The following is a 15,500-nucleotide window of genomic DNA, read 5'->3' as shown; positions in this document are numbered from 1 at the left end:
TCAAACTCCCCAAAATCACTCCTCCCTCCCAGCCGACACCACCGCCGCACCGGAACCAGTTCCCCCCGTTCGTTGCATCAAAAACTTCACCCCGAACACCGATACCAACACCCCGATCATCGCGATCACCGGGTACACATTTTGCTCAATCAACAGATGAATCAGCGTGTAGGAAAGCACCATCGATAACACCGGCGATACCACCCAAACAACGAGCAGCTGCACGACGATATCCTTCTTCAAAACAGACCGTCCCTGTTTCACAAAACCAATCCCTATAATCGAAGACGTGGTAATCTGAGTCAGTGGCACTGGGATCCCGAACACCGATGCGACCGTGACGATTCCGGCACCTGTTCCCGAAATGACGCACCCTTCCTCCAGCCGGAGCTTTGTAATCTTCTTGCCGTTCGTTTCCATAACACGATGACCAAGCAACAATGCGCCTAAAGCGACAAATAATCCTCCCCAGAGAATCCCTTGGCCAGTGCTCATGATTCCTGCTCCGACAAGTGGTCCCACCGCATTGGCGACATTGTTCATACCAGCTGAAAATGCTTCGAACACTCCCATCACGACAACCAGCACCGACAATATCGGAACGGCCCGTGACGACTTCACCCAACGATCTATCACTCTATTTTTCAAAACCCAGGTGGCCCCGATGGCTAGCAAAAAAGCTAAAACCGGTGTCAGCAGCCAGAACGAAACAATCCAGGCAAGCTTTCCGACAAATACCGATTGATAGACAATTCCAGCTCCGACAACGGAACCTACCGTCACTTCACTTGTGGATAGCGGAATGCCGAATATATTTGCTAAAAATAGCGATAGCGCCGCAGATGCGATAACGATTAGGGCGATTGCGACGGTAAAAGTACTCTGTGGCACAATCCCGCTTCCCATCGTTTTGACCACTTCGCCACCGCCAAGCCATGCTCCAAAGAACACGGCAATTCCGCATAGCACCAAGGCCAGTTTCCTTTTGACCACTCCTGATCCATAGGCGATTCCCATGGATGCCGCCGCACCGCTCGCCCCAATATTCATGGCGAAAAATAGACCAACGATGACGGCTATTGTAACTAACATGCCTTTTCCTCCTTCACTTCACTGCCAACCTTAGTTTGTATGCAGTCCGCACTCCGTCTTGCCGCTACCGGCCCATCGGCCAGCGCGGGAGTCACCGTCTGTTCCGACTGCCTGTGTACAGGGAAAGCAGCCGATGCTCGGATACCCTTGATCATGAAGCTCGTTATAGGGAAGCGCCCTGGTCCGGATATGGTTCCACACATCCTCCCATGTCCAATGAATGAGAGGGCAGATTTTAATATTTTGGAATTTATCATCGCGATTCAGGAAGTTAGTCCCCGCCCTCGTTGGTGACTGCTCCCTCCTGAGCCCGGAGATCCAGGCATTTTTTGGCGTGAGCGCTTCTCGTAAAGGTTCCACCTTCCGTATTTGGCAACAGAGCCCTGGGTCTCTTTTCCAAAGGGCGGTGCCATGTGCGGCGGCTTGTTGTTCCAACGTTAGCCGCGGCTTCCTCTTTTCAATCTGCAAGGCGGGGTATCTTTCTTCTATCTGCTCAATGACCTTATAGGTTTCAGGAAAATGCAAATCCGTATCTAAAAATACAATCTGCGCATCTGATTTTACCTCTTGGATCAAATCGATTAGAACCACAGCCTCTGCTCCAAAACTTGATGCATAGATGATTTCGTCAGCTGAATATGTCCGGTACGCCCATTCAAGAACTGCATGGGCCCCTTTGGACTGATTCTCCGAGGAGAAAGATGGCGAGATTTCCCTCCAGTTTTCGTATGTTACTATCTGGTTCATGTTGTTGCTGCTCCTTTCTTTTCCAACGAAAAAAGGCAGTCCCTTTACATGTGAATGCTTGTGGATCCAAGCGTCATGTAAAGGAACCGCCTCCAGTTTGTCTGGTCAGCGAGTATTTATTTTTTCTGAAGGCGAACCTTCTCGTTTTTTTCTATTTGAATGACTTTTCCATCCTGTACGACTAGGGTGATCGACCCAAATTTGATTGACTGCAGCATTCTTTCCAAGTGGGTCACGACCTCTTCCCATTCCGACTGTGCCAGTTAGTTCGCCTCCATTTCTCCAAATAAAAAACGCCTCTCCCATTATGGAAAAGGCGCCTCTATGTAAGTGCACCTTATCTTCCAAAATGGGTATCCATTTTGCTGGAATTGGCACCTTGCTGTTCGCAGGTTGCCGGGCTTCAACGGGCCAGTCCCTCAGCCGCTCTAGATAAGCGTCGATTCATTTGTTTGTTTTTAATAAAATTAATCCTACCATACTTATATGAATTGTCAACAACGTTATTGACAGTTTTTTTAGATTTTTTTGATTTTAGGTAGTTGGTCCTACTCAGCTACTTCAATCGCCAATCTTTTTTAGTTTCGTTTCAGAATCAATGATGGCAGCTTGATAGGAATCTCCTGTTGTTGTTTCAAACAGAACTCCTTGTACGGTTTCTTCTTGTTCCTCAAGTTTCACCAAATCCACCTTTGATAATCCGTTCGGATCAAATGTCACTTTTCCTTCCAGCTTGAATTGTCCATCCGCTATCTCCTCTGCCAGTTCAATTTCATGATCAAGCATACGCTCCTCTAACCAGCCTGCCAGTAACGGCTCCACCGTATCTTCCTCTATTTTTAGGCTATTATCATATGTAAGGATCATGGAGTATCGAACATATTGCACGGTTTCATATTCATTACCACCCATGCCAACAGAAGTGGAGGAGATAGTGAATTCAGGGTCCGGTGCAGTTTGAGTGAACATATTACAGCCGGTCAATACCATTGTAAGACAAAATAAAACAGCTAATCCCTTTAAGCTACCTAGACCTTGCCTTGCTTTTAAAAAAAACGCCTCCCTACCGTTTTCTACCATATTAACCACTCCTAACCCCTCCTGTTTGGCATTCCTGTTTTATTCAACATTAACATATTTTTCCTTGTGCATGTTGCAATTAAATAAAAATGGTGCGAGATTCCTATGAAGGGGTTATTTTTCAAAAAAATAAGCAGCGGATTAAATCTCCGCCGCTTATTACTATTCGCATTTAGCCATTTCAATTTTCTTACGCTTTTCGGTCACCAGTACATTAAGATGACGATAAAGGTTGACGAATTCGCCTGGAAGCAGTCCACCGTATTCGCCGTCCAGATTAAGTTGCATTTTCTCTTGCGTGTTCACTTTTACCCTGTTCGCCTTTGTGTAGATGACCAAATCATCTTTCACATGGTCCCCACGCAATGCCATGGAGGCAATACGGATAAAGTCTGCGATGTTTGCTTTTTTAAGAATGATCATATCAAACATGCCATCGTTCATGCAGGAGTCTGGCGCAAGTTTTTCGAAACCGCCTACTGAGTTGGATAAGGACACAAGGAAAAGCATGATTTCGCCTTCAAAGATTTTCCCGTCGTATTCAATCGTTACGTTCGTCGGGCGAATAGATGGAAGCATCTCGATCCCTTTTAGATAGTAGGCAAGCTGGCCAAGCATTGTTTTCATTTTAATTGGCACTTCGTAGGATAGCTCGGTCATTTTTCCGCCACCTGCTATATTCATGAAGTACTGATCATTGGCTTTCCCGATATCCACCGGCATCGGAACGCCTTCTGCAATGACATCCACACAAGCTAAAATATCATCACGCGGCAGATCAAGTGCTCTAGCAAAGTCGTTGGTTGTTCCGACCGGGATAATGCCAAGTTGTGGACGATAGTCTTGTTCTGCAAGTCCGTTGACCACTTCATTGATTGTACCGTCTCCCCCGGCTGCCACCACCAGTTCATACTTGCGTTCCACAGCCAGTCTGGCAGCTTCTGTCGCATCTCCATGTCCAGTTGTCGCATGGCAGGATGTTTCATAGCCGGCTTTTTCTAATCGAACCAACACTTCTGGCAGATGCTTTTTGAACAGCTCGCGACCAGATGTTGGATTGTATATTACCCTAGCTCGTTTCATTTCCCATCATCCTAAACGTATATTTAACTAAGCCCTCTTTTATATCTATGTCTGGTCTTGCTCTATATGATGTCGTATAAGATAGTCATAATTACCAATACCACTAAGTAGTGAACCTGTAACCCACTACTGATAACATATTAGCCTATTTGGGTGTGGATATGCAATTAAAATGAAAATTTTGAGAACTGACCTTCACAAAAATAAAAGCCTTTACCCGCACCGCCGCTTCCTAAGAAAGCTGCAGCCGCAGGTAAAGGCTTTAAATCACACTCGCTATTATTCTTCCGTCTTCTTCTCTTCGCTCTTTTTACCCGTAGCAATTTCGTTCGTCAGGCTGTCGATGCTGTGACGCACGTTTGCTTTGCCAGAGAAGTTTTCGATCAGTTCTTTTACATCAATTCCGGATGATGCCTTTAAAGATTCTTGCAGCGTAGACATTAGGTTTGTTGCGTATCCTGTCACTTTGTTGGCGCCGCCGTTTTCACCGCTGCTACCAGTGTCCACAACCGTAATCTTATCAATGTTGCCAAGTGGAGCTGCAACTTGCTTCGCGTACTCAGGAAGCATTTTGATGATCATGTCGAGGATAGCCGCTTGACCGAACTGCTCGAATGCTTCTGCAATCTTTTCTTTCGCTTCCGCTTCTGCAAGACCTTTCAGGCGGATAACTTCTGCTTCGGATTCCCCTTGCGCTCTTTGAGCATCGGCAATCGCAAGACCGTCGATACGGACTTTTTCCGCTTCCGCTCTGGCCATCGCTTCAATGCGGTATTTATGTGCATCTGCTTCTGCCATTTGCTTCATTTTATCGGCAGATGCTGCTTGCTCAACAGAGTAACGGTCCGCATCGGCCTTTTTCTTCACTTCGGAGTCGTATTGACGCTCACGACGAAGGATCTCTTTTTCCTCGAGCTCGATTTGCTTTTGACGCTCGATGATTTGAATCTGCATTTGTTGCTCGGTAACTTCCTGCTTCGCACGCGCTTCCTCTAAGTGGTAAGCCTGGTCCGCACGGGCTTTCGCGATATCTTGCTCGCGGCGGTACTCGGCAACTTTCATTTGATTTGTTTTTTCCGCTTCCGCGATTTCAGTTGCACGCTCAAGCTCGGCGCGTTGTGCATCTTTTGCTGCTTCCGCACGCTTGATACGCGTTTCTTTGTCCGCTTCTGCCGTTGCTATGTCTGCGTCACGCTTTACTTGCGCGATACGCGGTTTACCAAGGGATTCTAAGTATCCGTTGCTGTCGCGGATGTCACGGATGGTGAAGGAGACGATGATCAGTCCCATTTTCGCTAAATCCTGCGATGCCACACGTTGTACTTCTTGAGAGAATTTTTCTCTATTTTTGTAGATTTCCTCTACTGTCATCGAACCTAGGATAGAACGAAGGTGACCTTCCATTACTTCACGGGCCTCGTTTTCCAAGTCCTCTTTTCTTTTTCCTAAAAATTGCTCGGCAGCTGTTGCGATGTCGCCGATGGAGTTGCCGATCTTGATGATCGCCGTTCCGTCCGCCATAACCGGTACACCCTGCTCTGTGTATACTTCGGGCGTTTTCACATCTAGTTTGATAGATAGCAAGCTTAATGGCTCGGATTGCTGGAATACCGGCACGATGAACGCTCCGCCACCTCGTACAATCTTAATCTTGTTTCCTGCTTCGTCAGTGTGGACATTTTTCCCACCAAGGTAGCTACCAGTGATAATTAACGCTTCGTCTGGTCCGACTGTTTTGTAGCGTGCTACGAAAACAACAATCAGGACGAAAATCAGTGCAACGACGGCACCAATGATAATAAGCATTTCCATCTCTTTTCCCCCTATTTATTATAGTTTTCTAATACCTTTTCGTATGGAGTGACAGAGACCACTCCGGTTTGGACGTCGATGATCAGGACTTCCGTATCATAAGGGATTTCCTCATTTTCAAAGCTCTGTGCAGATCGTGAAACGGTGCTTCCCCCGATGCTGAGTACCACTTCCCCAAATCCGTCTTTTGGCACAGAGATGATTACTCTTGCAAGCTTTCCTTTTAAATCATCATCTGTATAACCAAGTGAAGAATCAGCGGATCTAATTGGTACAAAAACAAAGACATGAAGCAAAATGACCAGTAGAAGTGCGAGGACGGTGGCAATGGCCAACACCAGCAATCCTGATAGTGGCGAATATTTTTCGACCAGATAGCCTGTTGCTCCAAACACGGTAAAGAATGAAAAGATAAGAGCTGGATCAATAGGGAACACGTCAAATATCCCGTCCACCACATCAGATAATAAAACATAAATCAGCGTCAAGCCGCCAAAGATGATGAGGCACCAAAAATAAAGGGTCATCATGTCCAATCCAAACAACGTCATAGGCCATCGTTTCCTTTCCTGTTGTATTGAAAGTAATCTCCTTTGGAATCCTGATCTTCCTTCCAAAATTTCCTTCCGCTATTATATACGGGTCAAATCTCCTAAAGGTTTCAAAAACATTTCTATTTTTCTACCTTTTTCTAAGAAGAGGATAGGTGTAAAATAATAGTAGTAATTTACAAACTTTTACCTATTTCATCATAAACGATATAAAAGGGGAAAACTATTACTTATGCTAAAAAAAGGAATTTTATGCGGCGTGAGCCTCGGCTTGTTGGCAGGTTGCAGCAGTTTAGATAGTTTATTCGAAGAAAAAGAAACAATGGTAGGAAGTCCTCATGTTGGCAAATTGGCCGTGCCGGTCGTGACGGTGGTGGAGGAAGAGACGTGGGAGGCTTTTTTTGAAAAGGAAAGCGAAGTGGTTGCCGTACCGGAAGAGCTAGAAGAAGAGCCTGAGACTGAGGAGGAACCTGTGGAACCGGCAGACGAGGAAAAGCCGGAAGAACCTTCGGAGCCTGAAGCAATCCCAGTTGTGGCAAATCCAGGCGCAATGAATGTCATGGTCAATAAATTCTGGTCGCTTCCGGAAGGGTACCGTCCGGGGGACTTGATTAAGCCAAATGTGCCGTTCTCTTTTGGTGATGAAAACAGCGACCGTTCGAAACTGCGCGCAGAGGCAGCTGAGTCGCTTGAGGTCATGTTCAACGTTGCGAAGGGTGAAGGCATCGAGCTTTATGCACGTTCCGGCTTTCGTTCTTATGAAACACAGGAGGCTATTTTTAAAAATGAGGTAGCTACATTCGGATATGAGCAAGCCGTTCTTTATGTGGCGCTGCCTGGGACAAGTGAGCATCAAACTGGACTTGCGATGGATATTACCGCGAAGAGTGTGGGGCTTGAGTTAGTGGAGGCATTTGAGGGGACAGCTGAAGGCAAGTGGCTTGCTGAGAACGCCCATCATTATGGCTTTATTTTGCGCTATCCGAAAGGGAAAACCAATATTACGGGTTATGCGTTCGAGCCGTGGCATTTCAGGTATGTGGGAGTGGAGGTCGCTGGGGAAATTTACGAGAAAGGGCTTACGTTTGAGGAATATATGGGGGATGTTAGGGAGTTTTAGGTGAATAGGTATGGAGAGTGCGCATTTGCGGCTCTTTTTTTGTGTGTTTGGACTTGGCGACATTGATTTATGAGCCAAGTTTTGAGTTTATTGTCCAACTTTTGAGTTTATAAGCCAAGTTTTAAATTTATGAGCCAACTTTTCATTTTATAAGCCACTTTAGTCCATATAAATGCCATTCGACAAACCCTGGCAAATTTCGCACAACACTCACTAATCTCAGCCACTCCCCCTTTACAATGACCAAATAAAATAGAACCCCAACATCCAGCATTGGGGTTCTACAAAAACACTTATCGCTTCTTAATTTCCTCTATCAAGATCTTGTTCACCATTTGAGGGTTTGCCTGGCCTTTGGAAGCTTTCATGATTTGGCCGACAAGGAAGCCGATGGCACGTTCTGTTCCTTCTTTGTAGTCCTGGACGGATTTAGGATTTGCATCCAATGTTTCCCCGACCATTTTACGAAGAGTGCCTTCGTCCGAAATTTGGACTAAGCCTTTGTCTTTCACGATTTTCTCTGCATCGCCGCCGTTTTCGATTAGTTCTTTGAAAACTTTCTTGGCAATTTTCGATGAAATCGTGCCTTTTTCTAGGAGCTTGATCATACCTGCAAGTCCTTCTGGCGTTAAGGCTGTATTATCAAGTTCTTTGTTTTCGGCGTTCAGATACGCAGAAACTTCGCCCATGAGCCAGTTGGAAGCAAGCTTCGCATCTGCACCGGCTTCTACTGTCCCGTCAAAGAAATCGGACATTTCTTTTGTGATGGTCAGTACTTGCGCGTCGTATGCAGGAAGTCCTAGCTCTTCGACGTAACGCTTTTTGCGCTCGTCTGGAAGGGTCGGGATGTCTGCGCGAACGCGTTCTTTCCAGTCATCATCAATGTGAAGCGCTACAAGATCCGGCTCCGGGAAGTAACGGTAATCGTCGGATCCTTCTTTTACACGCATCAAGATTGTCTTTTTCGTCGCCTCGTCATAACGGCGAGTTTCCTGCTCGATCACTCCGCCCGCTAAAAGAACCTCTTCTTGGCGAACGACTTCATGCTCCAGTCCTTTTTGGACAAAGTTGAAGGAGTTCAAGTTTTTTAGTTCCGCTTTTGTACCGAACTTCTCTTGGCCGACTGGACGCAAGGAAATATTCGCATCACAACGCAAAGAACCTTCTTCCATTTTACAATCGGAAACGCCTGTGTATTGGATGATGGATTTCAACTTTTCCAGGTAAGCATACGCCTCTTCCGGTGTGCGGATATCTGGCTCCGATACAATCTCCACAAGCGGTGTTCCTTGACGGTTATAGTCGACAAGGGAATAGCCGTCGCCTGTGTGCATCAGTTTTCCTGCATCTTCTTCCAGGTGAAGGCGCGTGATACCTATGCGCTTCTTCTCTCCGTTCACTTCAATATCAATCCAGCCGTTTTCCCCAATCGGTTTGTCATGTTGAGAGATCTGGTAAGCTTTCGGATTGTCCGGATAAAAGTAATTTTTACGGTCGAATTTGGTGTCGGTTGCCACTTCACAATTCAATGCCATTGCTGCCTTCATCGCGTATTCCACTGCCTTCTTATTCAGTACAGGCAGGGTTCCCGGATAGCCAAGTTCCACGACGCTTGTGTTGGAGTTCGGTTCCGCGCCGAATTCGTTCGGACTTGCCGAGAAGATTTTGGAGTTTGTTTTTAATTCTACGTGTACTTCAAGGCCAATAATCGTTTCAAAATTCATGTCTGTTTTTCACCCCTTACAGCTGTGGTTTCTTTTTATGATGGTCGGTTGCCTGCTCGAACGCATGGGCAACGCGGTAAATAGTGCTCTCGTCAAAATGATTTCCAATGATCTGCAAGCCGACTGGAAGCCCGTCCACAAAGCCTGCTGGCACGGAGATTCCCGGGACGCCCGCAAGGTTGACTGGTATGGTCAGAATATCATTTGCATACATCGTGAGTGGATCCTTCATGTTTTCGCCCACCTTAAATGCTGGAGTCGGCGTAGTTGGTCCGATGATCACATCATATTTTTCAAACACGTTTTCAAAGTCCTGCTTGATCAGCGTTCGAACCTTCTGTGCTTTTACATAATAAGCATCATAGTGTCCTGCGCTAAGTGCGTAAGTTCCAAGCATGATACGGCGCTTTACTTCAGGTCCGAAGCCTTCACTGCGCGTCTGCTTGTACATATCAATAAGGTTCTTCGCATTATCCGTGCGGTAGCCATAACGAACGCCGTCAAAACGGGCAAGGTTCGCGGATGCTTCTGATGAAGACAATAGATAGTACGTTGCCAAAGCATATTGGGAGTGCGGCAGGGATACCTCGTCCCACGTTGCTCCTAGTCCTTCCAATACTTTTAACGCATCTTTAACAGATTGGCGCACTTCTTCGCTAACGCCTTCTGCCAAATATTCTTTAGGTACACCGATCTTCAAGCCTTTGATGTCACCTGTCAGACTGGAAAGGAAATCAGGGACGTCGGCGTTTGCGGACGTGGAATCCATTGGGTCAATTCCAGAAATCGCTTGTAAAAGGTAGGCATTGTCTTCTACCGTGCGTGTGATTGGTCCGATTTGATCAAGAGAAGATGCAAAAGCAATCAAACCGTAACGGGAAACGCGTCCATATGTAGGTTTCAAACCGACAACTCCACAAAATGCTGCAGGCTGACGGATCGATCCACCGGTATCTGATCCAAGGGAGAAGAATACTTCCCCTGCTGCTACTGCCGCTGCAGAACCACCGCTTGATCCACCTGGAACATGTTCAAGGTCCCAAGGGTTTTTCGTTGCCGCAAAGGCTGAGTTTTCATTGGAAGAACCCATGGCAAACTCGTCCATGTTTATTTTACCGATGGTGACAGCTTCCGCTTGGTTAAGCTTTTCAACTACGGTAGCATTGTAGATCGGGTTGAAGTCACCAAGGATTTTACTCGCCGCTGTTGTGCGGATCCCTTTTGTGACGATGTTATCTTTCACGCCGATTGGAAGGCCGAATAATAGGCCATGGTCTTTTTCTAGCCCTAACGCTTGGTCAAGGACTTTTGCATATTTACGGGCATTCTCTTCGTCAAGTGTCAAGAATGCTTGTACTTTATCGTCGACTTCGTTGATACGTTTGTAGGATGTATCGACAAGGTCAGATACGCTGATTTCTTTTTTATGTAAAAGGCTATGTAATTCCGATAGCTTTTTATCAAACAATGACATGGGGTTTCCCTCCTTACTCTTCACTCTTCCTATTCGATAATGCTTGGTACGCGAATCTGGCCGTTTTTGTGATCTGGGGCATTTTTCAATACCTCGTCCACCGGCAGACCTTCTTTCGCAACGTCTTCTCTCATAACATTCTTCATATGTAGAACATGGGAAGTTGGTTGAACATTTTCTGTATCTAATTCATTCAGCTTCTCCGCGAATGAAATAATTGCATCTAATTGACTTGTGAACATAATTGCCTCATCCTCGCTGATCGCAAGACGGGCCAAATGCGCCACATGCTTCACCTGATCCTCCGAAATACGTGACATCCTCTTTCACCTCCACAAAAACTCGAACTTGCACAATACCCCTATCATACTAAACTTTAACCCCCACAAGCAATTCTCACGGGATATTGGTGAAAATTTCTTTAGTTGGGTAAAGAGGGGTCTGACCCTCACCGCTTTAGAACACTAAAGCAACCCCCCTCCTCTCTCCGACTCAAAGGTTTTCTCCTGTGTGGTATGTTTCGGGATTTATGAGGAAAAATAAGTGGACATTCTGGGAAGAGTGATAGTGCATTGGGTTGCAAATATTACAGCAATATTACGTGTTTGATAATTCTGAATAGTTTTACTTTAATTATTTGTCAAGTGGGAAGTATGCCCATTGTATCAAGGGATAGCGTGTTTTTCTTCCTATTAAAAAAGGTTTCAGTCGCTTGAATTAAGGGAAATACTTTGTTAGCTTAGATACTCGTAACCGTTATGATAGCAATTTGGGGCGCCGAAATTGCTGATGTTAAAAGAAAATTAAAGACAATACAGGAGTTGATATTGTGGAAACAGGAGTATTTATTTCCCTAGCGCTTTACTTCATTGCCATGCTAGGAATAGGATTATATGCCTATAAAACGTCTACAGATGATATTTCAGGCTATATGCTTGGTGGTCGTCAATTAGGACCTGGAGTAACAGCATTATCTGCCGGGGCATCAGATATGAGTGGTTGGATGCTGATGGGTCTACCCGGTGCCATGTATGCAACTGGTGTATCCAGCATGTGGATCGCAATCGGGCTTACAATCGGGGCATATGTGAACTATCTGGTCGTTGCACCTCGTTTAAGGGTTTATACAGAAACTGCGAATGACTCCATTACAATCCCAGATTTCTTTGAAAACCGTTTTTATGATGGTACTCGCATTTTACGCTTCGTATCAGCGATTGTCATCATCATTTTCTTCACTCTCTATACATCTTCAGGTTTAGTTTCTGGTGGTACACTATTTGATAGTGCATTTGGATTAGACTACAGAACTGGTTTATTTGTAACAGCCGGTGTAGTTGTCGCTTATACATTGTTCGGAGGATTCTTGGCAGTTAGTTTAACTGACTTTGTACAAGGTGTCATCATGCTCCTTGCCTTAGTACTTGTGCCAATTGTTGCTTTTACTGATTTAGGCGGTGTTGGTGTAACGCTTGATGAAGTACGTTCCATCGATCCAACATACTTAGATATGTTTAAAGGGACAACCGTGCTTGGAATCATTTCTTTACTTGCCTGGGGCTTAGGTTACTTTGGACAGCCTCATATCATCGTTCGATTTATGGCAATCAAGTCCATCCGCGATTTTAAAGCTGCTCGTCGTATCGGAATGAGCTGGATGATCGTTTCCATCATCGGTGCGATGGCAACAGGTCTTGTAGGTATTGCTTACGTGAACCGTACAGGAATGGAATTGGCGGATTCAGAAACCATCTTTATTGTTTTCTCTCAATTTTTGTTCAACCCGCTAATCAGCGGATTCTTACTTGCAGCAATCTTAGCTGCTATCATGAGTACTATCTCTTCTCAGCTACTTGTTACATCTAGTGCGCTGACAGAAGACTTTTATAAAACATTCTTACGCCGGGAAGCATCGGATAAAGAGCTTGTATTGATTGGACGTATCTCCGTTCTTATCGTTGCCCTTATCGCCATTGCGCTATCTCTGACACCAAATGATACCATCCTTAACCTTGTAGGTAACGCATGGGCTGGCTTTGGTGCGGCATTTGGTCCAGTCGTAATTCTGAGTCTATATTGGAAACGCATGAACCGTTGGGGTGCCCTTGCGGGGATGCTAGTCGGTACCGTTACCGTACTTATATGGATTTATGGTCCATTCAGCATTAATGGCGAACCATTAACCGATTTCTTATATGAAATCATCCCAGGATTCATCCTAAGTACAATTGCCGTAATTGTCGTGAGTTACCTTACAAACTTCCCGCGTAAAAAAGTACGCGAAGGCTTTACGGAAATGAAAGAAACAATGGAAACAGAACAGAATAAAGAAGATTAATTTATAAAAAAGAGAGAACCCGTTAACTTGGACGGGTTCTCTTTTTGTTTACTTCTCGCTATCCACCAACACAATCACTTCTAATTTATCAGCAGTATTTACTGCAAACACACTATACACTGTATCTTTTTCAAGCTTTGTTCCAGAGAGGTCTAGAACTTGTTTTTTATCAGGTGTTCTGATTTCCAAATCGAACGTTCCAGGCTCTAATTCTTGATATACAGAGATGTCTTTAAAAGATAGTTCACTGAATACAGTATCTCCTTTGATGACTCCTACATCCACTTTTGGAGCATCTGGAGAGAGATGACCTACGCGCGTGAACGCTTTTCCTTTAGGTGCTTTTCTCGTATCCTCGACTGCAATCATTTCAAGGCTTGCAAGCTTGTTAACAGCCGCTACCGTGTACGCCTTGCCGCCTTCTACTTCAAGCTGCTGAGCAATCACAGCTTGATCCTTTTTTCCTGCAGGAAAGATCTCCACTTTATGCGGTCCTGCCGGAAGCATTAAATAATCAGTTGCATCCTTAAACTTTGCACCCTCAACCGCCACATTTCCATCCACATATACGTCCACAGCCGGAGCGTCAGGGGATGCATGCAGGATACGGACTTGTGCATCTTCCTTATTGCTTGCAGTAGCTGCAGCCAAGTTGCTCACTCCACCTAAAACAAACAGCAACACCGTTAAAATACTAAGGAATTTCTTCATCTTACGTCTCCTTTTTTCACTAAATTTGAACACATTTGTTAGTATGAAAGGATCGTGTGGAAAATATGTAAAAAAGTAGCAATTAAAATTTCTATCCACAAAAAAGAAGCTGACACCACTAGGTATCAGCTTCCTTCTATTAATAATTACAATGTTTCAGATGTTGTTTTTGCTTGCAAGTGAAGCAATAGGTAGTCAGGACCGCCCGCTTTGGAGTCCGTTCCAGACATGTTAAATCCGCCGAATGGCTGGTATCCAACGATTGCACCTGTGCATCCACGGTTGAAGTAAAGGTTACCTACGTGGAAGTCTTCACGAGCCTGCTCGATTTTTTCGCGGTTGTTTGTAATAACCGCTCCAGTCAAGCCGTACTCCGTGTTGTTCGCAATCTCAAGCGCGTGATCGAAATCCTTTGCTTTTGCAAATGCTACAACCGGTCCGAAAATCTCTTCTTTCATCAAACGAGCTTCTGGATCCACATCAGCTACTATTGTAGGCTGAACGAAGAATCCTTTGGAGTTGTCTCCTTCTCCACCTGCAAGAATGCGTCCTTCTTCTTTTCCGATAGCAACATATTTCATTACTTTATCAAAAGCAGCTTGGTCGATAACAGGTCCCATGTAGTGGTTTTCTGTTGGGTCGCCAACTGTCAATTCTTTTGTTAATTCTACTGCACGGTTCAATACTTGATCATACACATCTTCCACGATTACCGCACGGGAGCACGCAGAACATTTTTGACCGGAGAAACCGAATGCAGATTTTACGATGGATTGTGCTGCCAACTCAAGGTCGCCCTCGCTGTCAACCACAATCGTATCTTTTCCACCCATTTCAGCGATGACACGCTTCAGCCAGATTTGGCCAGGGTTCACTTTAGAAGCACGCTCATAGATTCTTAGACCAACGTCACGAGATCCTGTGAACGAGATGAAACGAGTACGTGGGTGGTCTACTAGGTAGTCCCCTACTTCAGCACCGCTGCCTGGTACAAAGTTAAGTACGCCAGCAGGCAGGCCAGCCTCTTCCATTACTTCTACAAACTTAGCTGCAACAACCGGGGTTGTAGATGCTGGCTTCAGTAGTACTGTGTTACCCGTTACAATCGCCGCTACTGCAGTACCAGCCATGATTGCAAATGGGAAATTCCATGGAGAGATGATGACACCTACACCTAGTGGAATATAGTTATAACGGTTATATTCGCCAACGCGGCTTTCTAAAGGCATACCGTCTTTCAATTTAAGCATTTGACGCGCATAGTACTCTAGGAAATCAATTGCTTCCGCTGTATCTGCGTCCGCTTCATTCCAAGGCTTACCTGCTTCTTTTGTTAAAAGTGCAGAGAATTCGTGCTTACGACGGCGAATGATTGCTGCCGCACGGAACAAGATGTCTGCTCTTACTTCTGGCTTCACTTTACGCCACGTTTTGAACGTTTCGTCTGCAACCTGCATCGCTTTCTCAGCTAAGTCACGATCCGCCTTTGACACACGACCAACAACCTCTTCTTTATTTGCAGGGTTCACGGATACGATTTTATCGTCTGTCGTAACACGCTCTCCACCAATGATTAAGTCGTAATCTTGTCCTAAATAAGAGTCCACCAATTTCAAGCCCTCAAGATAAGCTTGTTTGTTTTCCTCATTAGTGAAATCAGTAAATGGTTCATGTTTGTAAGGTAATACCATTACATTCGCCCTCCTTTGCATTCTAAAGCGCTTGCATACAATTCTCATTCTACCTTATCATTACTAGTCTTTCAAAT

General features: G+C 45.2%; 14 protein-coding genes and 1 riboswitch. Of the genes, 2 read left to right on the top strand and 12 right to left on the bottom strand.

Annotation, left to right across the window (positions count from 1 at the left end; genetic code table 11):
* Positions 1-15: 15 nt before the first annotated feature.
* The 7 genes from LG307_RS02195 to LG307_RS02165 all read right to left on the bottom strand — a co-directional run bounded on the left by LG307_RS02195 (position 16) and on the right by LG307_RS02165 (position 6,365).
* Positions 16-1,092: an anion permease gene (locus LG307_RS02195; RefSeq protein ID WP_404447517.1), complete on the bottom strand. Its 1,077-nt coding sequence runs from the start codon at positions 1,090-1,092 to the stop codon at positions 16-18.
* A 30-nt stretch (positions 1,093-1,122) separates the two neighbouring features.
* Positions 1,123-1,830 (bottom strand): phosphoadenylyl-sulfate reductase, encoded by a 708-nt coding sequence (locus tag LG307_RS02190; protein WP_404450356.1) that lies wholly within the window; start codon positions 1,828-1,830, stop codon positions 1,123-1,125.
* Positions 1,831-1,955: 125 nt separating this feature from the next.
* The gene (locus tag LG307_RS02185; RefSeq protein WP_237665134.1) at positions 1,956-2,057 is read right to left on the bottom strand and encodes a YezD family protein; all 102 of its coding nucleotides are present in this window, start codon (positions 2,055-2,057) and stop codon (positions 1,956-1,958) included.
* A 116-nt stretch (positions 2,058-2,173) separates the two neighbouring features.
* A riboswitch (SAM riboswitch) is annotated at positions 2,174-2,278 on the bottom strand.
* A 122-nt stretch (positions 2,279-2,400) separates the two neighbouring features.
* Positions 2,401-2,928 (bottom strand): hypothetical protein, encoded by a 528-nt coding sequence (locus tag LG307_RS02180; protein WP_404447515.1) that lies wholly within the window; start codon positions 2,926-2,928, stop codon positions 2,401-2,403.
* A gap of 153 nt (positions 2,929-3,081) precedes the next feature.
* Positions 3,082-4,002, bottom strand: coding sequence for a diacylglycerol kinase (locus tag LG307_RS02175; RefSeq protein WP_404447512.1), 921 nt, complete (start codon positions 4,000-4,002; stop codon positions 3,082-3,084).
* Positions 4,003-4,281: 279 nt separating this feature from the next.
* Positions 4,282-5,814 carry an SPFH domain-containing protein gene (locus LG307_RS02170; protein WP_404447510.1) on the bottom strand — a complete coding sequence of 511 codons (1,533 nt, stop codon included), beginning with the start codon at positions 5,812-5,814 and terminating at the stop codon, positions 4,282-4,284.
* Positions 5,815-5,825: 11 nt separating this feature from the next.
* Complete coding sequence (locus LG307_RS02165) at positions 5,826-6,365, bottom strand: hypothetical protein (protein WP_404447507.1); 540 nt, start codon at positions 6,363-6,365, stop codon at positions 5,826-5,828.
* Between the two features lie 232 nt (positions 6,366-6,597).
* Here LG307_RS02165 and LG307_RS02160 point away from each other — a divergent pair, with 232 nt between their 5' ends.
* Entirely contained in the window at positions 6,598-7,485 is an 888-nt protein-coding gene (locus tag LG307_RS02160) for a D-alanyl-D-alanine carboxypeptidase family protein (protein ID WP_404447505.1), read from the top strand.
* 293 nt (positions 7,486-7,778) lie between these two features.
* On the opposite strand, the gene gatB is transcribed toward LG307_RS02160, so the two are convergent.
* The 3 genes from gatB to gatC are packed head-to-tail and all read right to left on the bottom strand — an operon-like array spanning position 7,779 to position 11,003.
* Positions 7,779-9,209 carry an Asp-tRNA(Asn)/Glu-tRNA(Gln) amidotransferase subunit GatB gene (gene gatB / locus LG307_RS02155; RefSeq protein WP_404447503.1) on the bottom strand — a complete coding sequence of 477 codons (1,431 nt, stop codon included), beginning with the start codon at positions 9,207-9,209 and terminating at the stop codon, positions 7,779-7,781.
* A gap of 16 nt (positions 9,210-9,225) precedes the next feature.
* A complete protein-coding gene (gatA, locus tag LG307_RS02150; RefSeq protein WP_404447500.1) occupies positions 9,226-10,683 on the bottom strand; it encodes an Asp-tRNA(Asn)/Glu-tRNA(Gln) amidotransferase subunit GatA in 1,458 nt (485 codons plus the stop codon).
* Positions 10,684-10,712: 29 nt separating this feature from the next.
* Complete coding sequence (gene gatC, locus LG307_RS02145; protein ID WP_404447498.1) at positions 10,713-11,003, bottom strand: Asp-tRNA(Asn)/Glu-tRNA(Gln) amidotransferase subunit GatC; 291 nt, start codon at positions 11,001-11,003, stop codon at positions 10,713-10,715.
* 509 nt (positions 11,004-11,512) lie between these two features.
* Here gatC and putP point away from each other — a divergent pair.
* Positions 11,513-13,021: a sodium/proline symporter PutP gene (gene putP / locus LG307_RS02140; RefSeq protein ID WP_404447496.1), complete on the top strand. Its 1,509-nt coding sequence runs from the start codon at positions 11,513-11,515 to the stop codon at positions 13,019-13,021.
* Between the two features lie 48 nt (positions 13,022-13,069).
* Here the strand turns inward: putP and LG307_RS02135 are convergent, their stop codons facing one another.
* Positions 13,070-13,732 carry a DUF4397 domain-containing protein gene (locus LG307_RS02135; protein ID WP_404447493.1) on the bottom strand — a complete coding sequence of 221 codons (663 nt, stop codon included), beginning with the start codon at positions 13,730-13,732 and terminating at the stop codon, positions 13,070-13,072.
* Between the two features lie 146 nt (positions 13,733-13,878).
* Positions 13,879-15,423, bottom strand: a complete 1,545-nt coding sequence (pruA, locus tag LG307_RS02130; RefSeq protein ID WP_404447491.1) for an L-glutamate gamma-semialdehyde dehydrogenase — start codon at positions 15,421-15,423, stop codon at positions 13,879-13,881.
* Between the last annotated feature and the right edge of the window lie 77 nt (positions 15,424-15,500).

It is taken from the genome of Sutcliffiella horikoshii (genome assembly GCF_044809035.1).
Lineage (GTDB): Bacteria > Bacillota > Bacilli > Bacillales > Bacillaceae_I > Sutcliffiella_A > Sutcliffiella_A horikoshii_G.
The sequence above is the reverse complement of the archived record's forward strand: the minus strand, read 5'-3'. Positions and strand labels throughout refer to the sequence as shown.